18 protein-coding genes, 2 tRNA genes and 1 riboswitch are annotated in these 23330 nt (G+C 75.4%); of the genes, 6 read left to right on the plus strand and 14 right to left on the minus strand.

What is annotated here, in order from left to right:
- The first annotated feature begins 468 nt into the window (after nt 1-468).
- The 4 genes from IE326_RS11100 to IE326_RS11115 all read left to right on the plus strand — a co-directional run bounded on the left by IE326_RS11100 (nt 469) and on the right by IE326_RS11115 (nt 5810).
- Nucleotides 469-1902: an NsdA family TPR-like regulatory protein gene (locus IE326_RS11100; protein WP_150229866.1), complete on the plus strand. Its 1434-nt coding sequence runs from the start codon at nt 469-471 to the stop codon at nt 1900-1902.
- Between the two features lie 127 nt (nt 1903-2029).
- Nucleotides 2030-3214 (plus strand): L-2-hydroxyglutarate dehydrogenase, encoded by a 1185-nt coding sequence (lhgD, locus tag IE326_RS11105; RefSeq protein WP_190041415.1) that lies wholly within the window; start codon nt 2030-2032, stop codon nt 3212-3214.
- A gap of 152 nt (nt 3215-3366) precedes the next feature.
- Nucleotides 3367-4086, plus strand: a complete 720-nt coding sequence (trmB, locus tag IE326_RS11110; RefSeq protein WP_229915443.1) for a tRNA (guanosine(46)-N7)-methyltransferase TrmB — start codon at nt 3367-3369, stop codon at nt 4084-4086.
- A gap of 419 nt (nt 4087-4505) precedes the next feature.
- Complete coding sequence (locus tag IE326_RS11115) at nt 4506-5810, plus strand: PrsW family intramembrane metalloprotease (RefSeq protein WP_373310226.1); 1305 nt, start codon at nt 4506-4508, stop codon at nt 5808-5810.
- On the opposite strand, the gene IE326_RS11120 is transcribed toward IE326_RS11115, so the two are convergent.
- The 9 genes from IE326_RS11120 to IE326_RS11160 form a co-directional block, all read right to left on the minus strand.
- Nucleotides 5807-6781, minus strand: coding sequence for an aldo/keto reductase (locus tag IE326_RS11120; RefSeq protein ID WP_150229861.1), 975 nt, complete (start codon nt 6779-6781; stop codon nt 5807-5809). The genes IE326_RS11115 and IE326_RS11120 overlap by 4 nt on opposite strands.
- 82 nt (nt 6782-6863) lie before the next feature.
- Nucleotides 6864-8066, minus strand: coding sequence for a M23 family metallopeptidase (locus tag IE326_RS11125; RefSeq protein WP_190041417.1), 1203 nt, complete (start codon nt 8064-8066; stop codon nt 6864-6866).
- An 11-nt stretch (nt 8067-8077) separates the two neighbouring features.
- A riboswitch (cyclic di-AMP (ydaO/yuaA leader) is annotated at nt 8078-8228 on the minus strand.
- Between the two features lie 224 nt (nt 8229-8452).
- Nucleotides 8453-9703, minus strand: coding sequence for a PP2C family protein-serine/threonine phosphatase (locus IE326_RS11130; protein WP_373310179.1), 1251 nt, complete (start codon nt 9701-9703; stop codon nt 8453-8455).
- A gap of 183 nt (nt 9704-9886) precedes the next feature.
- Nucleotides 9887-11113: an MFS transporter gene (locus tag IE326_RS11135; protein WP_190041418.1), complete on the minus strand. Its 1227-nt coding sequence runs from the start codon at nt 11111-11113 to the stop codon at nt 9887-9889.
- Entirely contained in the window at nt 11110-12201 is a 1092-nt protein-coding gene (locus tag IE326_RS11140) for a PLP-dependent cysteine synthase family protein (RefSeq protein ID WP_190042216.1), read from the minus strand. The genes IE326_RS11135 and IE326_RS11140 overlap by 4 nt, the downstream gene beginning before the upstream one ends.
- Before the next feature lie 76 nt (nt 12202-12277).
- Complete coding sequence (locus tag IE326_RS11145; protein ID WP_150229857.1) at nt 12278-12727, minus strand: hypothetical protein; 450 nt, start codon at nt 12725-12727, stop codon at nt 12278-12280.
- 99 nt (nt 12728-12826) lie between these two features.
- Nucleotides 12827-13567 carry a MerR family transcriptional regulator gene (locus tag IE326_RS11150; protein WP_150229855.1) on the minus strand — a complete coding sequence of 247 codons (741 nt, stop codon included), beginning with the start codon at nt 13565-13567 and terminating at the stop codon, nt 12827-12829.
- 135 nt (nt 13568-13702) lie between these two features.
- Nucleotides 13703-13776 (minus strand) — tRNA-Met (locus IE326_RS11155).
- Nucleotides 13777-13827: 51 nt separating this feature from the next.
- The gene (locus IE326_RS11160; protein ID WP_190041419.1) at nt 13828-14322 is read right to left on the minus strand and encodes a rhodanese-like domain-containing protein; all 495 of its coding nucleotides are present in this window, start codon (nt 14320-14322) and stop codon (nt 13828-13830) included.
- Nucleotides 14323-14536: 214 nt separating this feature from the next.
- Between IE326_RS11160 and IE326_RS11165 the strand changes: the two genes are divergently transcribed.
- A complete protein-coding gene (locus tag IE326_RS11165; protein WP_190041420.1) occupies nt 14537-15604 on the plus strand; it encodes a sigma-70 family RNA polymerase sigma factor in 1068 nt (355 codons plus the stop codon).
- Between the two features lie 34 nt (nt 15605-15638).
- Here the strand turns inward: IE326_RS11165 and pdxR are convergent, their stop codons facing one another.
- Genes pdxR through IE326_RS11180 form a run of 3 tightly spaced genes read right to left on the minus strand, consistent with a single transcriptional unit; the run spans nt 15639 to nt 19186 of the window.
- Nucleotides 15639-17051, minus strand: a complete 1413-nt coding sequence (gene pdxR / locus IE326_RS11170) for a MocR-like pyridoxine biosynthesis transcription factor PdxR (RefSeq protein WP_190041421.1) — start codon at nt 17049-17051, stop codon at nt 15639-15641.
- Between the two features lie 48 nt (nt 17052-17099).
- The gene (locus IE326_RS11175; protein ID WP_190041422.1) at nt 17100-17762 is read right to left on the minus strand and encodes a phosphatase PAP2 family protein; all 663 of its coding nucleotides are present in this window, start codon (nt 17760-17762) and stop codon (nt 17100-17102) included.
- Nucleotides 17759-19186 carry a diacylglycerol/lipid kinase family protein gene (locus IE326_RS11180; RefSeq protein ID WP_190041423.1) on the minus strand — a complete coding sequence of 476 codons (1428 nt, stop codon included), beginning with the start codon at nt 19184-19186 and terminating at the stop codon, nt 17759-17761. The genes IE326_RS11175 and IE326_RS11180 overlap by 4 nt, the downstream gene beginning before the upstream one ends.
- A gap of 258 nt (nt 19187-19444) precedes the next feature.
- On the opposite strand from IE326_RS11180, the gene IE326_RS11185 reads away from it, so the two are divergent.
- On the plus strand, nt 19445-19870 hold the full coding sequence (locus IE326_RS11185; protein WP_190041424.1) for an NUDIX hydrolase: 426 nt from the start codon (nt 19445-19447) through the stop codon (nt 19868-19870).
- A 92-nt stretch (nt 19871-19962) separates the two neighbouring features.
- Here IE326_RS11185 and IE326_RS11190 read toward each other — a convergent pair.
- Together IE326_RS11190 and IE326_RS11195 are read right to left on the minus strand one after the other, a co-directional pair.
- A tRNA-Lys gene (locus IE326_RS11190) sits at nt 19963-20035 on the minus strand.
- A 117-nt stretch (nt 20036-20152) separates the two neighbouring features.
- Nucleotides 20153-23269, minus strand: a complete 3117-nt coding sequence (locus IE326_RS11195; protein ID WP_190041425.1) for an FG-GAP-like repeat-containing protein — start codon at nt 23267-23269, stop codon at nt 20153-20155.
- Nucleotides 23270-23330: the final 61 nt, after the last annotated feature.

Consider the following 23330-nt stretch of genomic DNA (forward strand, 5'->3'; position numbering starts at 1 on the left):
CAGCCGCAGAAGGGGGCCGCCAGAGGCGTTCCGTCCGGGGGTGTCGGGCGGTGCCGGCGCGTCCCGGCGGGCCCGGTCCCGTGCCGGTGTCCGGCAGTCCGGGAGGCGACCCGCCCCCCGGCGCCGTCCGCCGCCCGCGGGGAATGGAGCGGCGGTGTCCCCCGGCCCACCGGTGCGGGACGGGGAACCCGAGGGGGTTCCGCCTCCCGGCCGGACGGGCCGACCCACGCAGGTCCCATGCAAGCGTCCGGGGTCCGGGGCGGCGAGAGCGCACGGCCGGGCGCACGGCCGCGCGGCCGGAGCACGCTCCGGCGCCCGAGCCCCGCGGTGGGCTGGTCACACAACAATCTCGCCATACGGAACTCCGCCCCTTAACGGTGGGGATGCGGAGAACTACGCTTTGTTTACGAATGCCGCCCGCCTATGCCCGGCGTCGCGGCGGCCGTCTGGATGTCGAGGGGTGGCGTCATGTCCAGGGAGCAACGCGGGCCGAACGAGAAGCTCGGCGCCGTTCTCGCCCTCGCGGGAATCAGCAACGCCGGCCTCGCCCGGCGCGTCAACGACCTCGGCGCACAGCGCGGTCTGACGCTTCGTTACGACAAGACCTCGGTGGCCCGCTGGGTCTCCAAGGGGATGGTGCCGCAGGGCGCCGCGCCGCACCTGATCGCCGCCGCGATCGGGCAGAAGCTGGGCCGGCCCGTGCCGCTGCACGAGATCGGCCTCGCGGACGCCGATCCGGCGCCCGAGGTGGGCCTCGCCTTCCCCCGGGACGTCGGGGAGGCGGTCCGCGCCGCCACCGACCTCTACCGGCTGGACCTCGCGGGGCGGCGGGCCGGCGGGGGCGGGATCTGGCAGTCGCTCGCCGGGTCCTTCTCGGTCAGCGCCTACGCGACCCCGGCCTCCCGGTGGCTGATCACGCCCGCCGACCCGTCGGTGGAGCGGGAGGCGAGCCGGCCGGGCGGCGGGTCCGGTCCCGGGGAGCACGCGCGCGTGGGGCACAGCGACGTCGCCAAGCTCCGCGAGGCCGCCGAGGACGCGCGCAAGTGGGACTCCAAGTACGGCGGCGGGGACTGGCGTTCCTCGATGGTGCCCGAGTGCCTGCGGGTGGACGCGGCGCCGCTGCTGCTCGGCTCGTACTCGGACGAGGTCGGCCGGGCCCTCTTCGGGGCGACCGCCGAACTGACCCGGCTGGCCGGGTGGATGGCCTTTGACACCGGGCAGCAGGAGGCCGCCCAGCGCTACTACATCCAGGCGCTGCGGCTCGCCCGGGCCGCCGCCGACGTGCCGCTCGGCGGCTACGTCCTCGCCTCCATGTCGCTCCAGGCGACCTACCGGGGCTTCGCCGACGAGGGCGTGGACCTGGCGCAGGCCGCCCTGGAGCGGAACCGGGGGCTCGCCACCGCCCGCACCATGTCCTTCTTCCGGCTCGTCGAGGCCAGGGCGCACGCCAAGGCCGGCGACGGCCCGGCCGCGGCGGGCGCCCTGAAGTCCGCCGAGGGGTGGCTGGAGCGGTCCCGGGAGGGCGACGCCGACCCGACGTGGCTGGGCTTCTACTCGTACGACCGGTTCTGCGCGGACGCCGCCGAGTGCTACCGGGACCTGCGGCTGCCGGGCGAGGTGCGGCGCTTCACCGAGCAGGCGCTGTCCCGGCCGACGGAGGAGTTCGTCCGCTCGCACGGGCTGCGGCTGATCGTCTCGGCCGTCGCCGAGCTGGAGTCCGGGAACCTCGACGCGGCCTGCGCGGCGGGCACGCGCGCGGTGGAGGTCGCGGGCAGGATCTCCTCCGCGCGGACCACCGAGTACGTACGGGACCTGCTGCACCGCCTGGAGCCGTACGGGCACGAGCCCCGGGTCCGGGAGCTGCGGGAGCGGGCCCGACCGCTCCTGGTCGCCCCGGCGTGACCGGCGCGCGCCCGGCGCCCGGCGGGGTGCGCGGCGGCGCGCGAAAGCGTGACGCGCATCCCACGACGTGGGCGTTTAAGGGGGATGTCAGTGGGCCAGTGCACTATCGAGGGTGGGAGGTGGCGCTGTGTTCGACTGTGACGTGCTGGTGATCGGGGGCGGGATCGTCGGTCTGTCGACGGCGTACGCGCTCCAGCGGGCCGCTCCGGGCACCCGGGTCGCCGTGCTGGAGAAGGAGGAGGGCCCGGCCCGCCACCAGACCGGCCGCAACAGCGGGGTCATCCACAGCGGGATCTACTACCGGCCGGGCTCCCTGAAGGCGCGGTTCGCCGTCGAGGGCGCGGCCGAGATGGTCAAGTTCTGCTCGGAGTGGGACATTTCGCACGAGGTGACGGGGAAGCTCGTCGTCGCCACCGAGCGCGAGGAGCTGCCCCGGCTGCACGCCCTGGTCCAGCGCGCCCGGGAGAACGGCATCCCGGTGCGCGAGCTGGGCCCCTCGCAGATCAGCGCGTACGAGCCCCGGGTGCGGGGCCTCGCGGCCATCCACGTCGGCACCACCGGCATCGTCGACTACAAGGCGGTCGCACGGCGGCTCGCCGACTCCTCCGGCGCCGAGATCCTGTACGGGGCGGAGGTCGAGGCCGTGGACCGGCGCCCGTGGGGCGTCGCCGTGCGGACCGCCGACCAGCGGATCGTGCGCGGCAAGGTGCTGGTCAACTGCGCGGGGCTGCACTGCGACCGGGTCGCCCGGCTCGCGGGCGACGACCCGGGCATGCGGATCGTCCCCTTCCGCGGCGAGTACTACGAGCTGGCCGACCCCTCGCTGGTCCGGGGCCTGGTCTATCCGGTGCCCGACCCGGCCTTCCCCTTCCTCGGGGTGCACCTCACCCGGGGCATCGACGGCGGCGTCCACATCGGGCCGAACGCGGTCCCGGCGCTGGCCCGCGAGGGCTACGACTGGGGGGTCGTCCAGCCGCGCGAGCTGGCCGGCACGCTCGCGTGGCCCGGCTCCTGGGCCATCGCCCGCCGGCATTGGCGGTACGGCGCGGGCGAGCTGCGCCGCTCCCTGTCGAAGCGGGCCTTCACGGAGGCGGTGCGGCGGCTGCTGCCCGGCGTGGAGGAGTCCGACCTGCTGCCGACGGCGGCGGGCGTGCGGGCGCAGGCGGTGCTGCGGGACGGGACGCTGGCGGACGACTTCCTCATCCGGGAGGCGCCCCGCACGGTCCACGTCCTCAACGCCCCCTCGCCCGCGGCGACCGCGTCCCTCCCTATCGGCCGCGAGATCGCCCGCCGGGCGCTGGCCCTGCTGTAGGGCCTTCCGGGCCGTGCCCCGCGGGGCACCCGGGCGCGGTGCCGCGCCCGGACGGCATGGGCGGCGCGGCGGCCGGGGCCCGTACCATGGACGGCATTGTGTCTGAGCGCCATGAGAACCCCACCGAGCCCGTCGCCCGCCGCGGCAGCCGCATGTTCGCACCCGGCGAGGGCCCCTCGCCCGATCCCGCCGGTGCGCACTTCGAGCGGCGGATCCGGAGCTTCCAGCCGCGCCGCAGCCGGGTGACGGCCGGGCAGGCCGAGGCGATGCTGAAGCGGTGGCCGGACTGGGGCCTGGACATCGACGGCAAGCGGGTGCTCGACCTGCGGGAGATGTTCGGCGGGCTGCCCGTCGTCCTGGAGATCGGCTTCGGGATGGGCGAGGCGACCGCGCAGATGGCCGCCGCCGACCCCGGCACCGGCATCCTCGCCGTCGACGTGCACACCCCCGGCCAGGGCAACCTCCTCGGCCTCGCCGACCGGAACAGGCTGTCCAACGTCCGGGTCGCCAACGGCGACGCGATCATCCTGCTGCGCGAGATGCTCGACCCGGCCGCCCTCGACGGCTGCCGCGTCTACTTCCCCGACCCGTGGCCGAAGAAGCGGCACCACAAGCGGCGGCTGATCCAGCCCGAGTTCCTGACCCTGCTCGCGACCCGGCTGAAGCCGGGCGGGGTGCTGCACTGCGCCACGGACTGGGAGCCGTACGCGGAGCAGATGCTGGAGGTGCTGTCCGCGCACCCCGACTTCGAGAACACCGCTCCCGACGGCGGCTACGCCCCGCGCCCCGACTTCCGGCCGCTGACCCGCTTCGAGGGCCAGGGCCTGGACAAGGGACACGTCGTGCACGACCTGCTCTTCCGCCGGAAGTAGGACCCGCCGGGCCCTCCCCCGCCGAACCCCCTCCCGGCGGATCTGTGGACGGAGGCCACCCTGTGGACAAGTCCGTCGCCGCTGTCGGCGGCGCTCGCTAGGGTCGAGGCGTGTCACAACCCCTGCCGCCGCCCGACCCGTCCGCGCCGCCCGTGCCGCCGACGGCGGCCCCCGTGCTGCCGTCGCAGGCCGGACCGCCCGCACCCGAGCCACCGGCCCCGGCGGCCGGCGCACCCGGGACCCCCGCGCCGGGTCCCCACGCGCCCGCCCCCCACGTGCCCGAGCCCCGCGCGCCCGAGGCACCGAACCCCGAGACCCCGAACCCCGGCACCCACGGCCCGGGGCTCCTCGCCGGCGGGACCCACGACCCCGGGACCCACGTCCCCGGGATCCACGACCCCGGGATCCACGACCCCGGGATCCACGTCCCCGCGCGGGACGGGGACGAGCCGTCGTTCGCCGTGGCCGCCGACCGGAGCCAGTGGCGGTACCGGCCCCGGCGGGCCTTCTGGCGGAGCCGGATCGTGCGGGCCGTCGCCCTGGTCACGCTGCTCACCCTCTGCGCCCTGGTGATCCTGGCGCTGGTGCGGGAGCAGACCGGCACGGAGGGCTTCCTCGTCGGCCTCGGCCTCGCGGTGCTGCCCGTGCCGCTGCTGATGGCGGCCTTCCGCTGGCTCGACCGGGTCGAGCCGGGCCCGTGGAAGAACCTGCTGTTCGCCTTCGCGTGGGGGGCGTTCGCCGCCGCCCTGGTCGCGATCCTGGCGAACTCCTTCGCCGTCCGCTGGATCGCCACCGCGACCGCCGACCCGGGCGCCGCCGACGACCTCGGCGCCACCGTCATCGCCCCGGTGGTGGAGGAGTCCGCGAAGGCCGCCGCGATCCTGCTGCTCTTCCTCTTCCGGCGGCGGGACTTCCGGAGCCTGGTCGACGGCGTGGTGATCGCCGGGTTCACCGCGACCGGCTTCGCGTTCACCGAGAACATCCTCTACCTCGGCAACGCCTTCGGGGAGGACCAGGACCTCGGCGACGGCGGCATCGGCGCCGTCACCGCCGGGACCTTCTTCGTGCGGGTGGTGATGTCGCCGTTCGCGCACCCGCTCTTCACCGTGCTCACCGGCATCGGCTTCGGGCTGGCCGCGCTCGCCCCGCGCGGCAGGGTGCGCAGACCCCGGAAGGTGCTGCTGCCGCTCGCCGGGCTGCTGCTCGCGATGGGCGTCCACGCACTGTGGAACGGCTCGGCGACCTTCGGCGGCGCGCTCGCCTTCTACGCCGTGTACGGGGTCTTCATGGTCCCGGCCTTCGGGCTGCTGACCTGGCTTGCCGTGTGGAGCCGGCAGAAGGAGCTGCGGACGATCGCCGGGGTGCTGCCGGCGTACGCGGCGGCCGGCTGGCTCTCCCCGGAGGAGCCGCTGGCGCTCTCCTCGATGCGGGCCCGCCGCACCGCGCGGAAGGCCGCGTCCGCCAGGTACGGGAGGGCGGGGGCGCGGACGGTCGGCGAGTACGAGTCCTTCGCCACCACCCTGGCGTTCCTGCGCGAGCGGGCCCGCCGGGGCACGGTCCCGGTGCCGGACTTCGCCGCCCGCGAGCAGGAGCTGCTGCACCACCTGTGGGAGCGCCGGGCGACGGCCTCGCCCGCGCTGTCGTACGCGGCGCGGGCCACCGGCCGGGTGTGGGTGCCGCCGCAGTACCTCGACTACGGCGGCTACAACCCCTACAAGGGCTAGCCCTCGGTCGTCCCGGAGCCGGTCGTCCCGGACGCGGCCGTCAGGCGGGCCAGTTCGTCCGCCGTCAGGGTCAGGTCCGCGACCGCGACGAGGGCGGGCAGCTGCTCGACCGTGCGGGCCGAGGCGATCGGGGCGGCGACGGTGGGGCGGGAGGCGAGCCAGGCGAGGGCGACGGTCGCGGGCTCGGCGCCGTGGGCCTCGGCGACCTCGTCGAGGGCGGTGAGGACGGCCCGGCCGCGCGCGGTCTCCGCGTGGGCGGAGGCGCTGCGGGCGCGGACGCTCTCGACGGTCCGGCCGGGCCGGTACTTGCCGGTGAGGAAGCCGGACGCGAGGCCGAAGTACGGGACGGCGGCGAGGCCCGCCCCGGCGACGACGTCGAGGAGCGGGCCCTCGTACTTCTCGCGCGCGACGAGGTTGTACTCGGGCTGGAGCGCCACGTACCGGGCGAGGCCCTCGGCCTCGGCGAAGTCGAGGGAGGCCCGCAGCCGCTCGGGGGAGATGTTGGAGGCGGCGACGGCCCGGACCTTGCCCTCCTTCACGAGCTGGTCGAGGGCGGTGACGATCTCCTCGACCGGCACCGACTCGTCGTCGAAGTGCGTGTAGTAGAGGTCGATGTGGTCGGTGCCGAGGCGGCGCAGGGACTCCTCCGCGCCGGCCTTGATGGTGGGGGCGGCCAGGCCCTTGAGGCGGGAGTGGTGGCCGACCTTGGTGGCGACGACGACGTCGGAGCGGTTGCCGCGCGAGGCCATCCAGCGGCCGATGATCGTCTCGGACTCGCCGCCCTCGTTGCCCTCGACCCACTCGGAGTAGACGTCGGCGGTGTCCAGGAAGTTGCCGCCGGCGGCGGCGTAGGCGTCGAGGACGGCGAAGGACTGCCGCTCGTCGGCGCTCCAGCCGAAGACGTTGCCGCCGAGGGCGAGGGGGAAGACGCGCAGGTCGGAGGTGCCCAGCGGGCGCAGAGGTGAGCTCATGGAAGAGGTCAACTCCGTGCGCCGCCGGGCGTATTCCGGTCGGGGAGCCTGAACCCCGGCCGGAACGCTCGCGGCCCGGGGGTCAGACCGTCAGGCCCTTGGACCGCAGCCACTCGGCGGGGTCGATGCCCGAGCCGTCGGGGGTGTGGACCTCCATGTGGAGGTGGGGTCCGGTCACGTTGCCGGTGGCGCCGACGCGGCCGATGGTCTCGCCGGTGGCGACGGTCTGGTCGGCGGCGACGGTCATGGAGGAGAGGTGGCAGTACCAGACCTCGGTGCCGTCCTCCAGCTCCAGGACGACCCGGTAGCCGTACGAGCCGGAGTAGGTGGCCGACTTGATCGTGCCGCCGTGCACCGCCTTGAGCGGGGTGCCGGTGGGCGCGGCGAAGTCGAGGCCGGTGTGGTAGCCGGAGGACCACATCGAGCCGGACTGCATGTAGGTGGAGGTGAGCGTGTAGGAGGAGAGCGGCATGGAGTAGCTGGCGGCCAGCTTGGCGAGCCGCTCGGCCTCCGCCTTCTCGGCGGCGATGCGCTCGGCCTCGGCCTTCTCGGCGGCGAGCCGCTCGGCCTCCGCCTTGGCCTTGGCGACGGCCTCGGCCTTCGCGACGGCGTCCGCCTCGGCCTTGGCCTGGGCGGCGGCCTCCACGGCCTTCTCGGCGGCGGCCTTCTCGGCGGCCTCCTTCTCGGCGTCGACGGCGGCCTGCTGCTGCTGTTCGGCCTGCTGGAGGATGCGGGCGCGCAGGGCCTCGCCGGCATCGGCGGCGGCGACGGTGCGCTCCGCCTCGGCGGCGGTGGCGGTGTCGGCCGGGGCGGCGTACGTGAGGGAGGTCAGCGGCTTCGCGGCCGTGCCGCCCGCGGCTGCCGGGGCGGAGCCACGCGCCTCGGCGGGCCCGTCCTCGTCGTCGGCCAGGAGGGCGCCGACGCCCGGGAGGTCCTTGGCGTCCGGCAGGCCCAGGTCGGGGAGGTCCGGCAGCGAGATCGCGACCGGGGGCTTGTCCTGCGCGGTGGCGAGGCCGCCCGCGCCGACGGCGGCGATGACGCCGACGCCGAGGACGGTGGAGGAGCGGGCGAAGTTGGAGCGCTGCTTCACGACGCGGTGGCGGCCGCCGGAGCGGCTCTCGGCGCGCAGGGAGCCCTCGGTCGGGTTCCACTCCCCGGGGGCGGGGGTGAAGGAGGCGGTTTCGTACGCGCCCGGTGCGGAGCCCGCCGGGTCGTCCGCGCCGGCGGCACCCCGGCCGCCGAAGGGGTCGAAGGGGGCTTCGGGTACGGGGGTGTTGGACGCCACGGAGGCGCGCTCCTTTCCTTCCTTCTCGCCTACCGGGTTAGCTGACGGGTTCGGAGCAGGAAGGTCTCCTACGGGCGTGTTCGCACGGGGGCGTGCGAGGGGCCCGATTCACCCCAAGGGATGGTTCCCCGGTTCCCTTTCGGGATTCGGCACATGCGCGCGGAGCCGCCTCTTGCGACGGCTGGGACGACCGCGCTGCGTTATCGAACGTTAATAGACACGGCGGCCCGATTCCAAGCCGTTCCCCTTGATCATTCATTGAAATGGAAGGGAATCGCCCGACTTGAGTCCCCTTCAGCATCACCCGGGCAAACCCCCGCGATCTGACGTTATGTCAATTGTTATCGCTGTGACACCTCGTGACCACGGACGGTGACGGGGCGTCCTCAGGGGTGGCCGGGCCCGGGCGGCACCACCGGCATCGTCCGCCGCCGCTCGGGCGCCCCGGCCGCCGGCCGGCTGAGCGCGAGCAGCGCCATGTCGTCCGTCGCGCCGCCGCCGGTGTGCCGCCGCACGTCGTCCACGAGCGCGTCCAGCAGCTCCTCCGGTCCGGGGAAGACCGCCCCCGCGAGCCGGGCCGCCGGGTCGTAGAAGACGCCGTGCGCGTCCCGCGCCTCCGACAGGCCGTCCGTGTGGAAGAGCAGGGTGGCGCCCGGCGGGTACGTCCGCTCGTCGGCCCGGTCCGGCCAGACGGACAGCTCCCCCATGCCGAGCGGCAGCGCCGGTTCGGTCGGATCGACCTGCTCCAGGCGCCCGTCCCCGTACAGCAGCAGCAGCGGCGGATGGCCCCGGTTCACGAGCCGGACCCGGCCGCCGCCGTGCGGGACCTCGGCGAGCACCGCCGTGGTGAACCCCTCGAAGGCGTCGAGCCCCTCGCGCCGGGCGCCCTCCCGGGTGAGGGCCCGGTCCAGGCGCCGCGCCACCCCCTCCAGGGTCTCCTCCTGCTCGGCCGCCTCCCGGAAGGCTCCGATGACGACGGCCACCGCCTCCACCGCGTCCATGCCCTTGCCCCGGACGTCCCCGACCACCAGCCGCACCCCGTGCGGGGTGTCCTGCACGGCGAACAGGTCGCCGCCGATGAAGGCGTCCGCCTGCGCCGCCTCGTACCGGGCCGCGCACTGGAGTCCGGCGATCCGCTCCGCGGGCATGGGCAGCACCGCCCGCTGCGCCGCCTCCGCGATCACCCGCGCCGACGCGAGCCGCTCCCCGCTGCGCCGCACCACCAGGTTGATCAGCATCGCCAGCGCGGAGACGGTCACCACGGTCAGCGTCTCGGTCAGCGAGGGCACGTCGGAGAGCGTGTGGTTGTACGCGTGCAGCCCGACCGAGGCCAGGACCGCCGCGATCCCGGTCAGCAGGGTGGTGAGCCGGGAGAAGAACGGGGCGGCGATCAGCGGGGCGGCGGAGAAGAGCGGCGAGGCGGTGTACGCGGCGGGCGTGGCCAGGTCGAACACCACCCCGCCCCCGATGATCAGCGGCGGCAGCGCCCGCAGGAACCTCCGGGCGACGCCGTACGGCACGGGCGGGCCCTGGACGCCGTTCCCGCCCGTGCCGTACGGCGCCCGGTGCGCGCCGGACCCGGCGGCGCGGCGTGTGCCCCGCCGCCCGTCGCCCGCCGCTCCCCGAGGGTGCGCCACCTGAACTCCTGACCGTTCCCCGCGGCCCCGGGCCCGGACCCGCGCCGCACGCCCCTCCAGGGTCGCCGCACCGGCGGCGGCGGGCGACCCGGGTGGCCCGATCGGCGGAGGGGCGCGGGGAACGGCCGCGCCACGCGCGCGTGGCGCGGGACGACGGAGGCGCACCCCGGCCGTGCGGCCCCGCTAGCCGGTCCGCAGCCGCCCGCCCCGGCCCAGCAGCGCGACCGCCGCCGCGCAGCCGAGGCCCACGGCGCACAGGGCGAGCCAGGGCGCGGCCGTCCAGCCGGTGACGTCGAGCAGCACGCCGGTGCCCAGGTTCCCCAGGGTGATGCCGATCCCGCACACCGTGTTGTAGAGCCCGTAGTGGGTGGCGACCCAGCGGCCCCGGGAGAGGGCGACGACGGTGTCCATCTCGTACGGGTAGAGCACCGCGTTCGCCACCGCGAGGACCGCCGCGCACAGCAGCAGCGCCGGGGCGCCCCGGCCGAGCAGGGCGGGCAGCAGGAAGGCGCCGCCCATCAGCGCGAGGCCGAGGACGAGGCTCCGCTCGCGGGAGAGCCGGGCCGCGCACCAGGCGGTGATCCGCAGCTGCCCGGCGAGCGCGACGAGCGCGGAGACGACGAAGAGCGCGGTCGTCGTGCCCGTGCCGCCGGCCGCGAGCGGCAGCGCCAGGTAGACCTGGAAGGACAGCACGTAGGAGCCGGTCATGGCGAGCGAGAAGAGCCAGAAGACGCGGTTGCCGAGGACGGTGCGGAACTGTCCCCGGGCCCCGGCCTCCTTCGGCGCGGGCCGGCCGCCGCCCGCCGAGACGGGCAGGTGCCGCAGCTGCACCAGGGTCAGGCCCAGGAAGAGCAGGGCCGCGACGACGCAGGTCAGCCGGAACGACACCCCGGTGAGCGCCACCCCGATCAGCGGGCCGAGCAGGATGCCCGCCTGGTAGTGGGCGTTGAACACCGCGAACGCCTCCACCCGGCGCTCCTCCCCCGCCTCCGCCGCCAGGCAGGCCCGCACGGCCGGGTTGAAGAGCGCGCCGGCGAGGCCGGTGGCGAGCGAGGCGGCGATCAGGAAGGACAGCGACTGGGCGAAGGCGAGCGCGCCGAAGCCGACGGTCCGCAGGGCGCAGCCGGCGACGATGAGCGGCTTGAAGCCGAGCCGGTCGGCGAGCGCGCCGCCGACGAGGAACATGCCCTGCTGGGAGAGGTTCCGGACGCCGAGGACGAGCCCGACCGCCCAGGCCGCCATGCCGAGCCCGTCGGCCAGGTGGGCGGCCAGGTAGGGCATCAGCATGTAGAAGCCGAGGTTGATGGTGAGCTGGTTGAGGAAGAGCAGCCGGACGGCCGGGTCGAAGGTGCGGCTGCGCTTCCAGATCCCGCCGCGTGCGGACGCGGCGGTGGTGGCCGTGGGGGTCAACGCGCCGCCCCCGCCTTCCGGTCCAGGACCCGGCGGGTCCAGCCCTCGACGCCCTCGGGGCCCTCGTAGGCGGCCGGTTCGTCCCGTACGGGTCCGTCGAGGAGGCCGTGGGCGGCGCAGTAGGCGTCGTTGAAGACGGTGTCGAAGTAGCGCTGCGGGCCGTCGGGGAAGACGGCCGCGACGCGGGTGCCGCGCGGTCGGGTGCGGGCCAGCCAGCCCGCGACGAGCGCGACGGCGCCGACGCTCCAGCCGCCGGTGGCGTACTGGCGGGCGGCGAGCCTGCGGGCCGAGCGGACGGCCTCGGCGGGGGCGACCCAGTGGACCTCGTCGAAGGCCGCGTGGTCGACGTTGGCGGGGTGGATGGAGGAGCCGAGGCCGCGCATCAGCCGCTCCCCGGCGGGCAGGCCGAAGACGGTGGAGCGGATGGAGTCGACGCCGACGAGCTCCAGGGCGGGGCTGCTGGTGGCGCGGAGCGCGCGGGCGATGCCGGCGGAGTGGCCGCCGGTGCCGACCGCGCAGACGAGGACGTCGATCCGGTCGAGCTGTCCGGAGAGTTCGGCGGCGAGCCCGGCGTAGGCGGCGGGGTTGTCGGGGTTGGCGTACTGGTCGGGCCACCAGGCCCCGTCGAGGAGGGCGAGGAGTTCGGCGACCCGGTCCTTGCGGGCCTGCTGCCAGCCGCCGTGCGGGTGGGGTTCGGTGACGACGTGGACGGTGGCGCCGTGGGCGACGAGCATCCGCTCGACGATCGGCTCCAGGCCGGGGTCGGTGACGACGTGCACGGGGTGGCCGTGGAGCACGCCGGCGAGGGCGAGGCCGAGGCCGAGGGTGCCGGAGGTCGACTCGACGATGGGGGCGCCGGGCCGCAGGTCGCCCCGGCGGCGGGCCTCCTCGACCATGTGGAGCGCGGGGCGGTCCTTGATGCCGCCGGCGTTGAAGCCTTCGAGCTTGGCCCAGTAGCCGTCGTCGGTCCACAGCACGGGGGTGTTGCCGACGGTGGGGTGCGGGCGCGGGGCCGGGTGCAGGGGCGCGGGCGCGTGCGGGGGCAGCGGGGTGTGTACGGGCAGGGGGGTGTGCGCGGGAGCGTGCATGGGTGCGGTCACGTCCTCGGGGTCCGGAGGGGGTGGGAAGGGGCCGGGCCGTCGCGGGGGGCGACGGGGGCGGCCCTCAGTTCCGGTCCACTCCGAGGGCGATGAGCAGGCGTCCGGGCTCGGGGCGGGGGCCCGCCCGGGTGCGCGGGTTCCTGAGCTCCGCCGCCGGGGGCAGCGGGGTGGTGCGTCCGGCGGTGACGGGCGTGCCGGGGCCCGGCGGGTCGAGCTGCGGGGTGGTGGCCGTCTGCGCGGGCGGCGGCAGCTCGGCGGCGTGCCCCTCGCCGTCCTGCCCGCAGCCGTGCGGGACGGCGCCGTGGGCGGGGCCCGCGAAGGCGGGGGCGAAGGCGACGCTGCCGGCGGGGCCGGTGGCCGCGTGGCCGGGCCCGGTGTGCCCGCCGTGGCCGGGGGCGCCGTGGCAGAGCCCCGCGAAGAGGGCGACGAGCGCGAGGAGGAGCAGGAGGACGGGCGCCCGTCCTCCTGCTCCTCCTCGCCGCCTCGTCACCGCTTCGTCACACATGGCGGTCATGACGTTACGTTCCGCGTTCGCGCCCGCGCAAAGAGGCGGGCACGGACGGGGAAGGTTTCGGACAGCGTTTACTTCGGGCGCGGGAGCCCCGCGCGGGGGCTACAGGTTCCGCTCGGCCCACACGGCCAGGGCGTCGCGCACCAGGACGGCGGTGCCCTCGCCGTGCTTGTCGTAGTTCCTGGCGAACCTGGGGTCGTCCACGTACATCTGTCCGAGTCCGATCAGGTACTCCTTGGTCGGGGTGGTGGTGGCGGACAGCCACGCGCACTGGCGGCGGGCCAGGTCCTGCACCTCGTCGCTGTCCGGCGCGAGGCCGGCCGCGGCCGCCGCGCCGAAGTCGCGGGCGATGCCGGCCTGCGTCTCCAGGAACTCCTTCTTCTCGGCCTCGCCGAGCGAGCGCCACCAGCGGTCGCCCCGCTCGTACGCGTCGCGGCCCCAGCGTTCGGTGACCTCGGCCTCGTAGCGCGTGTGGTCGAACCCGTCGAAGACTTCCTCGGCCATCAGTCGTTCTCCTCTCTCGGTCTTGTGGAGGGTGGTCCGGACGGCCTCGATCTGTCGCCCGATGCGCTCGCGCTCCTGCTGGAGGAGGGCCAGATGCGTGCGCAGGGCGGCCGAGGTGTCCCGCTGGCCTTCGAGGACCTCGGCGATGGCGGGCAGCGACAGCCCGAGCTCGCGCAGCAGAAGGATCCGCTGGAGCCGGACGAGCGCCGCCTCGTCGTAGTACCGGTAACCGTTCGTGCCGATCCGGCTCGGCTCCAGCAGCCCCAGCTCGCCGTAGTGGCGGAGCGTGCGGCTGGTGGTGCCGGCCTTCCTGGCGATCTCCTGGATCGACCACTCCATGACGGGAACGCTAGAACTTGACGTTGCGTAAAGGTCAAGCCGGCCGCGCGGGGCTGCGGGAGTGCTTCGGGAGTGCTCCGGGAACGCCGAAGGCCCGGATCGTCCTGAGACGATCCGGGCCTTCGGGCTACTGAGTAGCGGGGACAGGATTTGAACCTGCGACCTCTGGGTTATGAGCCCAGCGAGCTACCGAGCTGCTCCACCCCGCGTCGGTGAATATGACTCTACGGCATGGGTGGAGGAAAGCGAAATCCGATTCCTCAGCAGCCGCAGTCCTCGGCGTCGACCGGGGCCGTCAGCGGGTCGGCGGCCTGCTGCGCCGGGCCCTCCCAGGTCTCGTAGGCGAAGCCCTCGCGGGCCCAGTACTCGAAGCCGCCGAGCATCTCCTTCACCTGGAAGCCCAGCTCGGCGAGGGCGAGCGCGGCGCGGGTGGCGCCGTTGCAGCCGGGGCCCCAGCAGTAGGTGACGACCGGGACGGCCTTGTCGAGGATCCGCTCGGCCTGCTCGGGGATGAGGGCGGTGGGGAGGTGGACGGCGCCCGGGACGTGCCCCTGGTCCCAGGAGGCGGTCGAGCGGGTGTCGATCACCACGAAGCCGGGGTCGGCTCCGGTCTCGCGGGCGCCGGCCAGCACGGAGGCCACGTCGGAGACGTCCGCGTGGAAGGCGAGGCTCGCGGAGAAGTAGGCGGCCGCGGCGGCGGGGGAGGCGGGCGGGGTGCGCAGCACGGGGTTGACCTGGTGGCCTGTCGTCGTCATGGTGATCAATCTACGGACGAAGATCACCACGCTGAAGTGGTGTTCCACGGTGGCCGGGGGGGCCAGGCCGGGGAAATCCGGGCTCTTGCCCCCGGGCGGCGTGGATCTCACGGTGCGGGACCGGGAGGGCGCGCACGTTCTCGCTCCGCTGTCACATCCAGGGATTCTGATCCGTCATGCGGGCATGACGGGACGCGAAGGGGGAGATCGACGGATGGACGAGAGCAGGGCCGGGGGACCGGCCGCCGGCGCGGACACGGGTGCGGGTACGGGATCCGGTACGGGTACGGGCGCCGGCGCGGGTGCGGGATCCGGCGCGGGTACGGGCCCCGGCCCGGCTACGGGCCCCGGCGCGGGTGCGGGCGGGGGCGCGTACGGTGACGCGGACGCGCTGGCGCGCCGGTTCGACGCCGACCGGGGACACCTGCGGTCCGTCGCGTACCGCATGCTCGGCTCGGTCGGCGAGGCCGAGGACGCGGTGCAGGAGACGTGGTTCAAGCTCAGCCGCACCGACGTGAGCGGCGTCGCCAACCTCACCGGCTGGCTCACCACCGTCATCGGCCGGGTCTGCCTGGACATGCTGCGCTCGCGCGGCTCCCGGCGGGAGGACCCGCTGGACTTCCACGTCCCCGACCCGATCGTGCACGTCCCGGGGCCCGGCGACCCGGAGCACGTCGCCGAGCTGACCGAGTCGGTGGGCCTCGCGCTGCTCGTCGTCCTGGAGACGCTGTCACCGGCCGAACGGCTCGCCTTCGTGCTGCACGACATGTTCGCCGTGTCCTTCGACGAGATCGCACCGGTCGTGGACCGCACTCCGGCCGCGACCCGGCAGCTGGCGAGCCGGGCGCGCCGCCGCGTCCAGGACGCCGACCCGGGGCCCGGCCCCGACGCGCGGCGCCAGCGGGAGATCGCCGACGCCTTCCTCGCCGCCTCGCAGGGCGGCGACTTCGAGGGGCTGCTCGCCGTCCTCGACCCGGACGCGGTGCTGCGCGCGGACGGCGGCACGCTGCTCGCGGGCACCTCGCGGGTGGTCCGGGGCGCCGAGTCGATCATGCGGCAGGCCGTCATGTACGCGAGCTTCCGCAAGGCCTCGCTGTCGGTCCTCGTCAACGGCCGCCCGGCCGTCCTGTCGGTCGTCGGCGGGAAGGCGACCGCGCTCATGGCCTTCACCATCTCCGGCGACCGCATCGTCCAGCTCCACGTGCTGGCCGACCCGGACCGCATCGCCGCCCTCGGCATCCCGGAGGAGGCCCTGGCCCGCGCCGCGTACCCGGAGGACTGACCGGGGACGCCCCGGGGCGCCGGGCGCGGCGGCGTCAGGTGCGGCGGCGGGACTCCTCGTACGCCGCTCCGACCGCCGCGACCGCGTCGTCGATCCCGCCGAGGGGGAGGGAGCCGTAGCCGAGGAGGAGGGCGGGGCCGCCCAGGGGGCCGGGGGGCCCGCCGAAGCGGAACTCCCCGCCGCCCCGGACCAGGACCGAGCGGCGCCGCGCGCCCTCCACCACCGCCGCCTCGTCGGTGCCGGGCGGCAGCAGGGCGAAGCTGTGCAGGCCGGCCGCGCAGCCGACGAGCCGGGCATCGGGCAGCGAGCGGCGCACGGCGCCGGCCAGCGCCTCGCGGCGGGAGCGGTAGCGGGCGCGGACCCGGCGCAGGTGGCGGTCGAGGAGGCCGCTGCGCACGAGCTCCGCGAAGGCCAGCTGGGTGAGCGCGTCGGAGCCCAGGTCCTGCCGGGAGCGGGCCCGTTCCACCAGGGGGTACAGCCCCGGCGGGAGCGCCAGCCAGCCCAGGCGCAGTCCGGGCACCAGGACCTTGCTGGTGGTGCCCGCGTACACCACGCGGTCCGGGTCGCCCTCCTGGAGCGCGGCGGGCCGGTCGCGGTGGTCGAACCAGAACTCGCCGTCGTAGTCGTCCTCGACGATCCAGCCGTCCCTCTCCCGCGCCCAGTCGACGAGCCGGCGCCGCCGCTCCGGGGAGAGCACGACGCCGGTGGGGAACTGGTGGGCGGGCGTCACCAGGACCGCGCGGACGCCGGTGCGGTACAACTCCTCGACGTCCAGGCCCTCTTCGTCCACCGGTACCGGCACCGGCACCATCCCGGTCTCCTGGACGAAGAGGCGCTGCCCGTTGTGGCCCGGCGCCTCGACGGCGATCCGGTGGACGCCGAGGCGCTGGAGCGCCTGGGACAGCAGCGCGAGACCCTGCGCGAACCCGGCGGTGACCATCGTCCGGGCGGGTTCCGTGCGGACCGAGCGCACCCGGCCCAGATAGCCGGCGAGTTCGTTGCGCAGCTCCGGGACGCCGGCGACCGGCGGGTAGTCCAGGCCCTCCCGGCCGACGTCCCGCACCGCCTTCCCGTAGCAGTGGAGCCATTCCTCGCGGGGGAAGTTCGACAGGTTCGCGTTGCCGACCCGCAGGTCCCAGCGGGCCCCGGTGTCCCGGCGCTCCTCCAGCAGGCAGGCCCCGCCGTCCCCTTCGGGCAGGGTCCGGGCGACGCGGGTGCCCGAGCCGCGGACCGCCTCCAGATACCCCCCGGCGATCAGCTGCTCGTACGCCTCCACCACCACGCGCCGCGAGATCCCCAGGTCCAGGGCGAGCCGGCGGCTCGACGGCAGGCGCGCGCCCGGGTGCAGGACCCGGTCCTCCACGTGCGCCCTGATGGCGCCGCGGAGCTGCGCGGTGAGCGGTACGGACGATTCCCGGTCCACCTGGACCGAGAGGTCCCAGGCCATGTGCCCTGCTCCTTCCCCTCCTCGTCCCTCCCCGGTCCTTCCCTCCGCTCAGTCCGCCGCCGGGCGGGCGCGCAGCAGGGAGGCGCCGAGGGCGAGGGAGGCGGTGCCGCTGGCGAGGCCCAGGACCGCTCCGGCGGCGACGTCGCCCGGGTAGTGGACCCCGGTGTGGACGCGGGAGTAGCCGACCGCCGAGGCCAGCAGGCCGAGCGGCACCGCGGCCGGCGGCAGCGCCACGCCGACGGCGGTGGCGAAGGCGACCGCCGAGGCGGTGTGCCCGGAGGGGAAGGACGCGGACTCGGGCATCGGCACCTGACGGCCGGTCACGACCCGGGCCGCCTCCCGGTCCGGGCGCGGCCGCCGCACCAGCCGCTTGCCGAGGAGGTTCGCGGAGGCGGAGGCGATGGCGATCGCACCGACGCCCGCGAGCGCGGCCCGGCGCGGCCGGCCCGGGAAGAGGGCGAGCCCGGCGGCGACGGCGAAGGAGATCTTGGAGTGGTCGGCGGCGTTCGACAGGCGGCGCAGACCGGCGTCGAGGGCGGGCGTCGGCGTGGCCGCCACCGCCGCGTACACCGCGCCGTCCACGCCCCGCAGGTCGTGCAGCACGGCCCGGACGGTGACGGCCGCGGCCCGCGCCCGCTCCTGCGCCCGGGTCCGGGGCGTCGTCCCGGCCGCCGGGCCGCCCCCCGTCTCGTACGTGCTCTCGTCGCTCATGCGCCACTCCTGTAAGGGTCGTCGTACCGTTCGTTCTTCGAGGGGCCGGGCCCCTGGGGGTCCGGGAAGGCGAGCCCGATGATCCTCCGCCAGTTCAGCGGCGGGGGCGGCGGAGCCACTCCGGGGCGGCTCCTCGGCACCAGGACGCGCAGGGCGCGGGGCCGCAGTTCGCAGACGACGGGGGCGGGCAGGACGAGCGCCTCGCCGTCCACGGCCACCGAGACGGCCCGGTCCGCCTTCCGCACGCCGGTGTTGGTGACTCCCCCGTGGACTTCGACGCGCCGGGCGGTCAGGACGTTGAGCCCGGACGCCTGGGTGCCCAGCACCACCAGTTCGGCGGCCTGTGCCGCGCCGTCCACCCGGATGCCGATCACGCCGAGCCGGCCGCTGTCGAGCCGGACCCGGTGCCCGGCGCCGGCGCTGAACAGGTCGGGCGCGGCGTACGGGTTGTTGCTGACCAGCACCGCCTGCTGGCCCGGCAGCGGCGTGCTGTCCGCGGTGGCGTCGAGCCGGTCGCCCTGCCCGCCCTGGAGGAGGTCGGGCAGCGCGTCCAGCGCGGTCTCCGCCTTGGCGTCGCGGTACTCGGGGCGCCGCACGACGTCCGCGTACACGCCGAAGGAGACGGTGTTGACGAAGGGCCGGCCGGAGACCGTGCCGAGGTCGACCCGCAGCTCCTCCCCGTCGGTGAGCGCGTCCAGGCAGCGCGCGGGGTCGTCGCGGTCGAGGCCGAGGTCCATGGCGAAGTGGTTGCGGGTGCCGGCCGAGATCACCAGGAAGGGCAGGTCGTGCTCGGCGGCGACCGCGGCGACCAGCGCCTGGGTGCCGTCGCCGCCCGCGACGCCGAGGAGGTCGGCGCCCCCGGCGACGGCCTCGCGGGCCAGCGCCTCGACGTCGGCGGGGGCGGACGGGTCGAGCAGGACGACCCGGGCGCCCAGCCGCTCCGCCTTCGCGGCCAGGCCGAACCGCTCGACCTTCCCGCCGCCGGACTTCGGGTTCATGATCAGCACCGGCCGCCGGGGCCGGACGGCCGGTTCCGCGCGGGCGGGTCCCGGCGCGGGCTCGCCCGGTCTGCGCAGCGCCTCCCGGCCGCAGCCGAGGGCGGTGCCCCACAGGGCGAGCGCGCTCAGGGCGTAGAGCCACAGTCCGCCGACGACGTACAGCGCGAGGACGGCGACGGGCGCGCCGAACAGGAGGAGGCCGCCGAGGATCCGCACGGTCCCCCGGTGCGCGAGGAACCACCAGAGTCCGGCCGCCGCGGCGACCAGCCCGGCGAGTCCGCCGAGGAGGACGTAGAGTCCCCCGCCGCCCAGGGCGAACAGCAGCACGACCACGGCGGCGCCGGCCGCGCCGAGCGCCGTCCTCGCCAGTCCGCGCGTGACCGCCCCCACGTCGCCCGCACCCCATCGGTACGCCGATCCCGTCACCGACCCCACCTCCACGTTCTCAGGTTCTCCCACCCTCTCCCGGGCGACTTCGCGGAAGGAGCCATTCGACGGAGCGGGGCGTTCAGCCCGTGGGAAAGATCCTGTCCTCGAGGCTCGGAACCATATGCGTTCGGAAAGAAATATTTCCTCTCCGCCCTCGTGGGCCCCTCCGCCTCGTTCGTCACGGGGCGGTCCGTCCACGTCGACGGCGGCCGACCGCTCCACTGGGACCGTCGACAAGCAAGGAGACGAACCGAAATGACCGAACGAGTCCGCGCCGTCCTCGTCACCCCCGACGACACGATGCTGGTCATCCGCCGCACCCGGCCCGGCATCCCCGAGTACTGGGTCCTGCCCGGCGGCGGCGTCGAACCCGGCGACGCCTCCCGGGAGGCCGCCCTCCACCGCGAGATCCACGAGGAGATCGCGGGGAAGGCCGACATCGTCCGCCTCCTCCACACGATGGAGTCCGACGACGAACGCCAGTTCTTCTACCTCGCCCGCATCGCCACCTGGTCCTTCGACGACCGCACCGGTCCCGAGTTCAGCGCCGAGGGCCGCGGCGCCTACGCGCTGGAGGAGATCCCTCTGACCCCGGAGGGGCTCGACGGCATCGCCCTCAGGCCCGAGGAGATCGCCCACGTCCTGCGGGAGGCCGTCAGCGCCGGAAGCCTCGGACCGTGAGCCGGCCGGGAAACCGACAGGCCCCCGAACGGGCCCCGGGAACGACGGAAGCGCCCCGCCCGGAGGATCCGGGCGGGGCGCTTCCGGTGCCGTAGGCCGTGTGGGACTCGAACCCACAACCAATGGATTAAAAGTCCACTGCTCTGCCAATTGAGCTAACGGCCCGTGTGCGAGCACACCGTGCAGCATAGCCCGCCGGGCCCCCGGAACCGATCGGGTATCGGCTTTCCCGCCGTGCCGTGCCCCGCCCCCGGGGCACGGCACGGCGGGCTGGGGGTGGGGTCAGGACAGGGAGCGGTAGGTGTTCCAGCCGCCCTGGCCGATGACGACGCGGTCGGCGTAGAGGCCGTTGCCGCGGCCGGTGTAGGCGTAGAGGCGGCCGGTGGTGTCGCGGGCGAGGAGGTCGGCGATGCCGTCGCCGGAGAGGTCGCCGGTGCCGAGGACGGCGGTGTAGCCCTGCCAGCCGCCGCCGATCCGGACCCGGGCGGTGACGCCGCCGGTGGCGGTGCCGTAGTAGCGCCACAGCACGCCGGCGGAGTCGATGCCCAGGAGGTCGCCGCGGCCGTCGCGGTTGAGGTCGCCGGCGCCGGTGAGCTTCTTGTACAGCTTCCAGTCGGTGCCGATCCGCACCCGGGACGTCAGCCGGTGGGTGGCGGTCCCGCCGTAGAAGTACACGTCGCCCGTGGTGGTCTGGCGGGCGATCAGGTCGGCGTAGCCGTCGCCGTTCACGTCGCCGGACGAGGTCAGCACGTCGTACTGGCCCCAGCCGGAGCCCACGGAGGTGTACGGCGACGAGGCCGTCACCACCTTGCCGCAGCCCGGCCGGTAGGCCCGCAGCTCGCCGCCCACGCGGGCGAGGACGTCGGCGCAGCCGTCGCCGTTCACGTCGCCGAAGGGCACGAGGACGGTGCCGGCGGGGAAGGCCGCGCCGGAGCCGGGGATCCGGGCCGACAGGTGGCTGTCGTAGCCGGTGCCGCGGTACATCGAGACGGCTCCGGCGGCGTCCGTGGCCAGCAGGTCGGCCTGGGCGTCGTTGCCGGCGAGGTCACGCCAGGCGGGCTGCCCGCCGGTGACCGCGATCCGACCGGAGGCGCGCAGGTCCTGGCCCTTGCCGTCGGCCGTGCCGGCCCTCAGCTCCCACTCGTAGGGCCCGTTCGGCACGGTCTTCCCCGCGGCCGTCCGGCCGTCCCAGGTGACGTCGATCCGCCCCCGGGTCTCGTTCGCCCGGAAGGTCCGCACGGTCTTCCCGCTGTACTGCTCCCGGACCGTCACCTCGTGGTACGAGGCGGGCTTCGACAGCGTCCAGTACGCCTTCCAGGCCGCCGGCAGCCGCAGCGACGCGGGCGCGGAGGAGGAGGGCGCGGTCAGGTCGGAGGTGGGGACTCCGGGCCAGACGGCGTGGACGAGGCCGTCGATCCCCAGGTGGGCGACGGGGCCGCCGAAGCGGTCCACCGCGAAGCCCTCGCGGCGGGGTCCGGTGACGTACGCGGCGGGGCCCGGGACGAAGCGGGTGGGCGTGCCGGTGTGGAAGTCGGTGACGTGGAGCGTGAAGGTTCCGGGCGTCGAGTCCCGGTCCGCGTAGTAACCGTCGCCGAGGAGACCGCCGGTGGCCGCCTTCCCGGTCAGGTCGATCACCGCCGCGGTGGGCCTGCGGAGGTCGACGACGCCGTGGGTGAAGGAGGAGGCGCACTTCCAGTAGAGCCAGCGGCCGGCCGCGAGCTGGTACTCCTCCGCCGCGCACGGGATCCGCGTGCTGAGCTTGCCGAGGTCCTTGCCGGTGGCGAGGTCCGTCCGGGCGACCTCGCCGGCGACCGCGGTGGCGGAGAAGAGGGTGTCGCCCCAGACGGCGGCCGCCGTGCTCGCCCGGTCCTGGACGATCACCGGCTTGCCGGGCGCCGCGTCCAGGTCCAGGACGAGGGTCCGGCCACCCGTCCGGAAGGCCACCCAGCGGCCGAAGACGTCGGCGACGGCGCCCTGCGTCTTCCCGGTGGAGATCCGGGTCAGCTTCCCGTCGGAGGTGCGGGACACCACTTCCAGCGGCTCGTAGTGGTCGGCGCGGGCGAGGTGGACGGTGCGCCCGTCGCCGCTGTCGAAGAGGGGGGTCGTGCGCTCCAGGAGCACCGGTGCCGAAGGCAGCCGGACCGGCGCGGACTGCCCGGTGTGCAGGGGTCCGACCGGCAGCGTCCGCGCCGAGAAGCCGGTTCCCTTCGTCCCGCCGGTCTCCAGGGTGGAGAGCCGGCCGGAGCCGAGCGCGAGGGACTCGGTGGTGACGGCCACCGGTGCGACGGGCGGCGCGAGCTTCTCCAGGAAGGGGTTGCCGGCCTTGTCGAGCACCACCTTGAGCAGGGACCAGTCGGTGGCGCCCGCGCCGCCGACGACGGCCACGCCGTCACGGCTCCCGCCGTCCCCCGCGACCTGGTTGAGCTCGCCCTCGGACTTCTCCAGCAGGGTGACCGAACGGCCGTCGGGGTGGAGCGCGACGACCGCGCGCCGCAGGACCGGGTCCGCGCCCTCGGTCTTGCCGGAGACGACGACCCAGTCGCCGACGACGCCGATCCGGTAGCGGTCCTCCAGCGTCCCGGGCAGCGGGAAGGTCCGGTCGGCGACGGCGCCGGTGCGGTCCCGGAGGTGGACGGTGCGGCCCCGGTCCACCCAGGCGAGCCGGTCGGCGGTGAGCACCACGGGCGCGGAGGAGCTGCCGGAGTTCGTCACGGCCGCGCCCTCGATCACCGACAGCCGGGCGGTGGCGAGGTCGAGGAGGGCGAGCCCCTCGTCGCCGGAGAGGTCCCCGACGCGCCCGAAGCGGACCACCACGTGGCCGGAGTCGCCCGCCACGAGGGCGGTGCTCCCCGGGTCCGCGTCGGCGGGCCAGCCTGTGACCCGGGTCGCCGGGGCGGCGGGGTCGGCGGCGGACACCAGCGAGTAGCCGGTGGCGTCCCGGAGGACGAGCCGGTCGCCGAAGAGGGCGACGTACTGGGCGCCGGCCGGCACCGTGAACGGCTTCTCCGCCCCGGTGGCGAGGTTCCGGACGGTGCCCGTGGTGGAGCGGTCGAGCCCCACGGGCACGTACCGGCCGCCGATCCCGGCCGCGCCGAAGAGCGGCGACGCCGTCCCGAGCTCGATGCTCTCCCCCGTCGCGAAGTCCGTCCACATCAGGGGGTCGTCGTCGTGGTCGACGGCGTCCTCGGTGGCGTGCGCGTAGCCGTTCGCCGAGACGGAGGTGACGACCTCGGCCCGGGGCACCGCCCGCCAGTCGGGGGCGATGTCGATCCGGTCGACGGTCACGACCGGGTCGGCCGCCGCGGCGGGAGCGGCCAGCGAGGCGCTCGTGGCCACCAGGACGGCGGCGAGCAGGACGGCGCGCGCGCGGGTCCGCCGCGCGGGTGCGGTACGAGACAAGAGGGCCCCTCCCCGGGGGTGGTCCATCGGTACGGCGGGCGGCCGGACGCGCGTGCGTCAC

It is taken from the genome of Streptomyces filamentosus (assembly GCF_014654895.1).
In the GTDB taxonomy this organism is placed as follows: Bacteria; Actinomycetota; Actinomycetes; order Streptomycetales; family Streptomycetaceae; genus Streptomyces; species Streptomyces filamentosus.

Excerpts from the sequence above, each read along its gene's own strand:
- IE326_RS11145 (WP_150229857.1), bottom strand. The coding sequence starts at position 12,727 with ATGACCGCCATGTGTGACGAAGCGGTGACGAGGCGGCGAGGAGGAGCA.
- IE326_RS11150 (WP_150229855.1), bottom strand. The coding sequence starts at position 13,567 with ATGGAGTGGTCGATCCAGGAGATCGCCAGGAAGGCCGGCACCACCAGC.
- IE326_RS11165 (WP_190041420.1), top strand. The coding sequence starts at position 14,537 with ATGGACGAGAGCAGGGCCGGGGGACCGGCCGCCGGCGCGGACACGGGT.
- IE326_RS11160 (WP_190041419.1), bottom strand. The coding sequence starts at position 14,322 with ATGACGACGACAGGCCACCAGGTCAACCCCGTGCTGCGCACCCCGCCC.
- IE326_RS11100 (WP_150229866.1), top strand. The coding sequence starts at position 469 with ATGTCCAGGGAGCAACGCGGGCCGAACGAGAAGCTCGGCGCCGTTCTC.
- IE326_RS11175 (WP_190041422.1), bottom strand. The coding sequence starts at position 17,762 with ATGAGCGACGAGAGCACGTACGAGACGGGGGGCGGCCCGGCGGCCGGG.
- trmB (WP_229915443.1), top strand. The coding sequence starts at position 3,367 with ATGTTCGCACCCGGCGAGGGCCCCTCGCCCGATCCCGCCGGTGCGCAC.
- IE326_RS11185 (WP_190041424.1), top strand. The coding sequence starts at position 19,445 with ATGACCGAACGAGTCCGCGCCGTCCTCGTCACCCCCGACGACACGATG.
- pdxR (WP_190041421.1), bottom strand. The coding sequence starts at position 17,051 with ATGGCCTGGGACCTCTCGGTCCAGGTGGACCGGGAATCGTCCGTACCG.
- IE326_RS11120 (WP_150229861.1), bottom strand. The coding sequence starts at position 6,781 with ATGAGCTCACCTCTGCGCCCGCTGGGCACCTCCGACCTGCGCGTCTTC.
- IE326_RS11140 (WP_190042216.1), bottom strand. The coding sequence starts at position 12,201 with ATGCACGCTCCCGCGCACACCCCCCTGCCCGTACACACCCCGCTGCCC.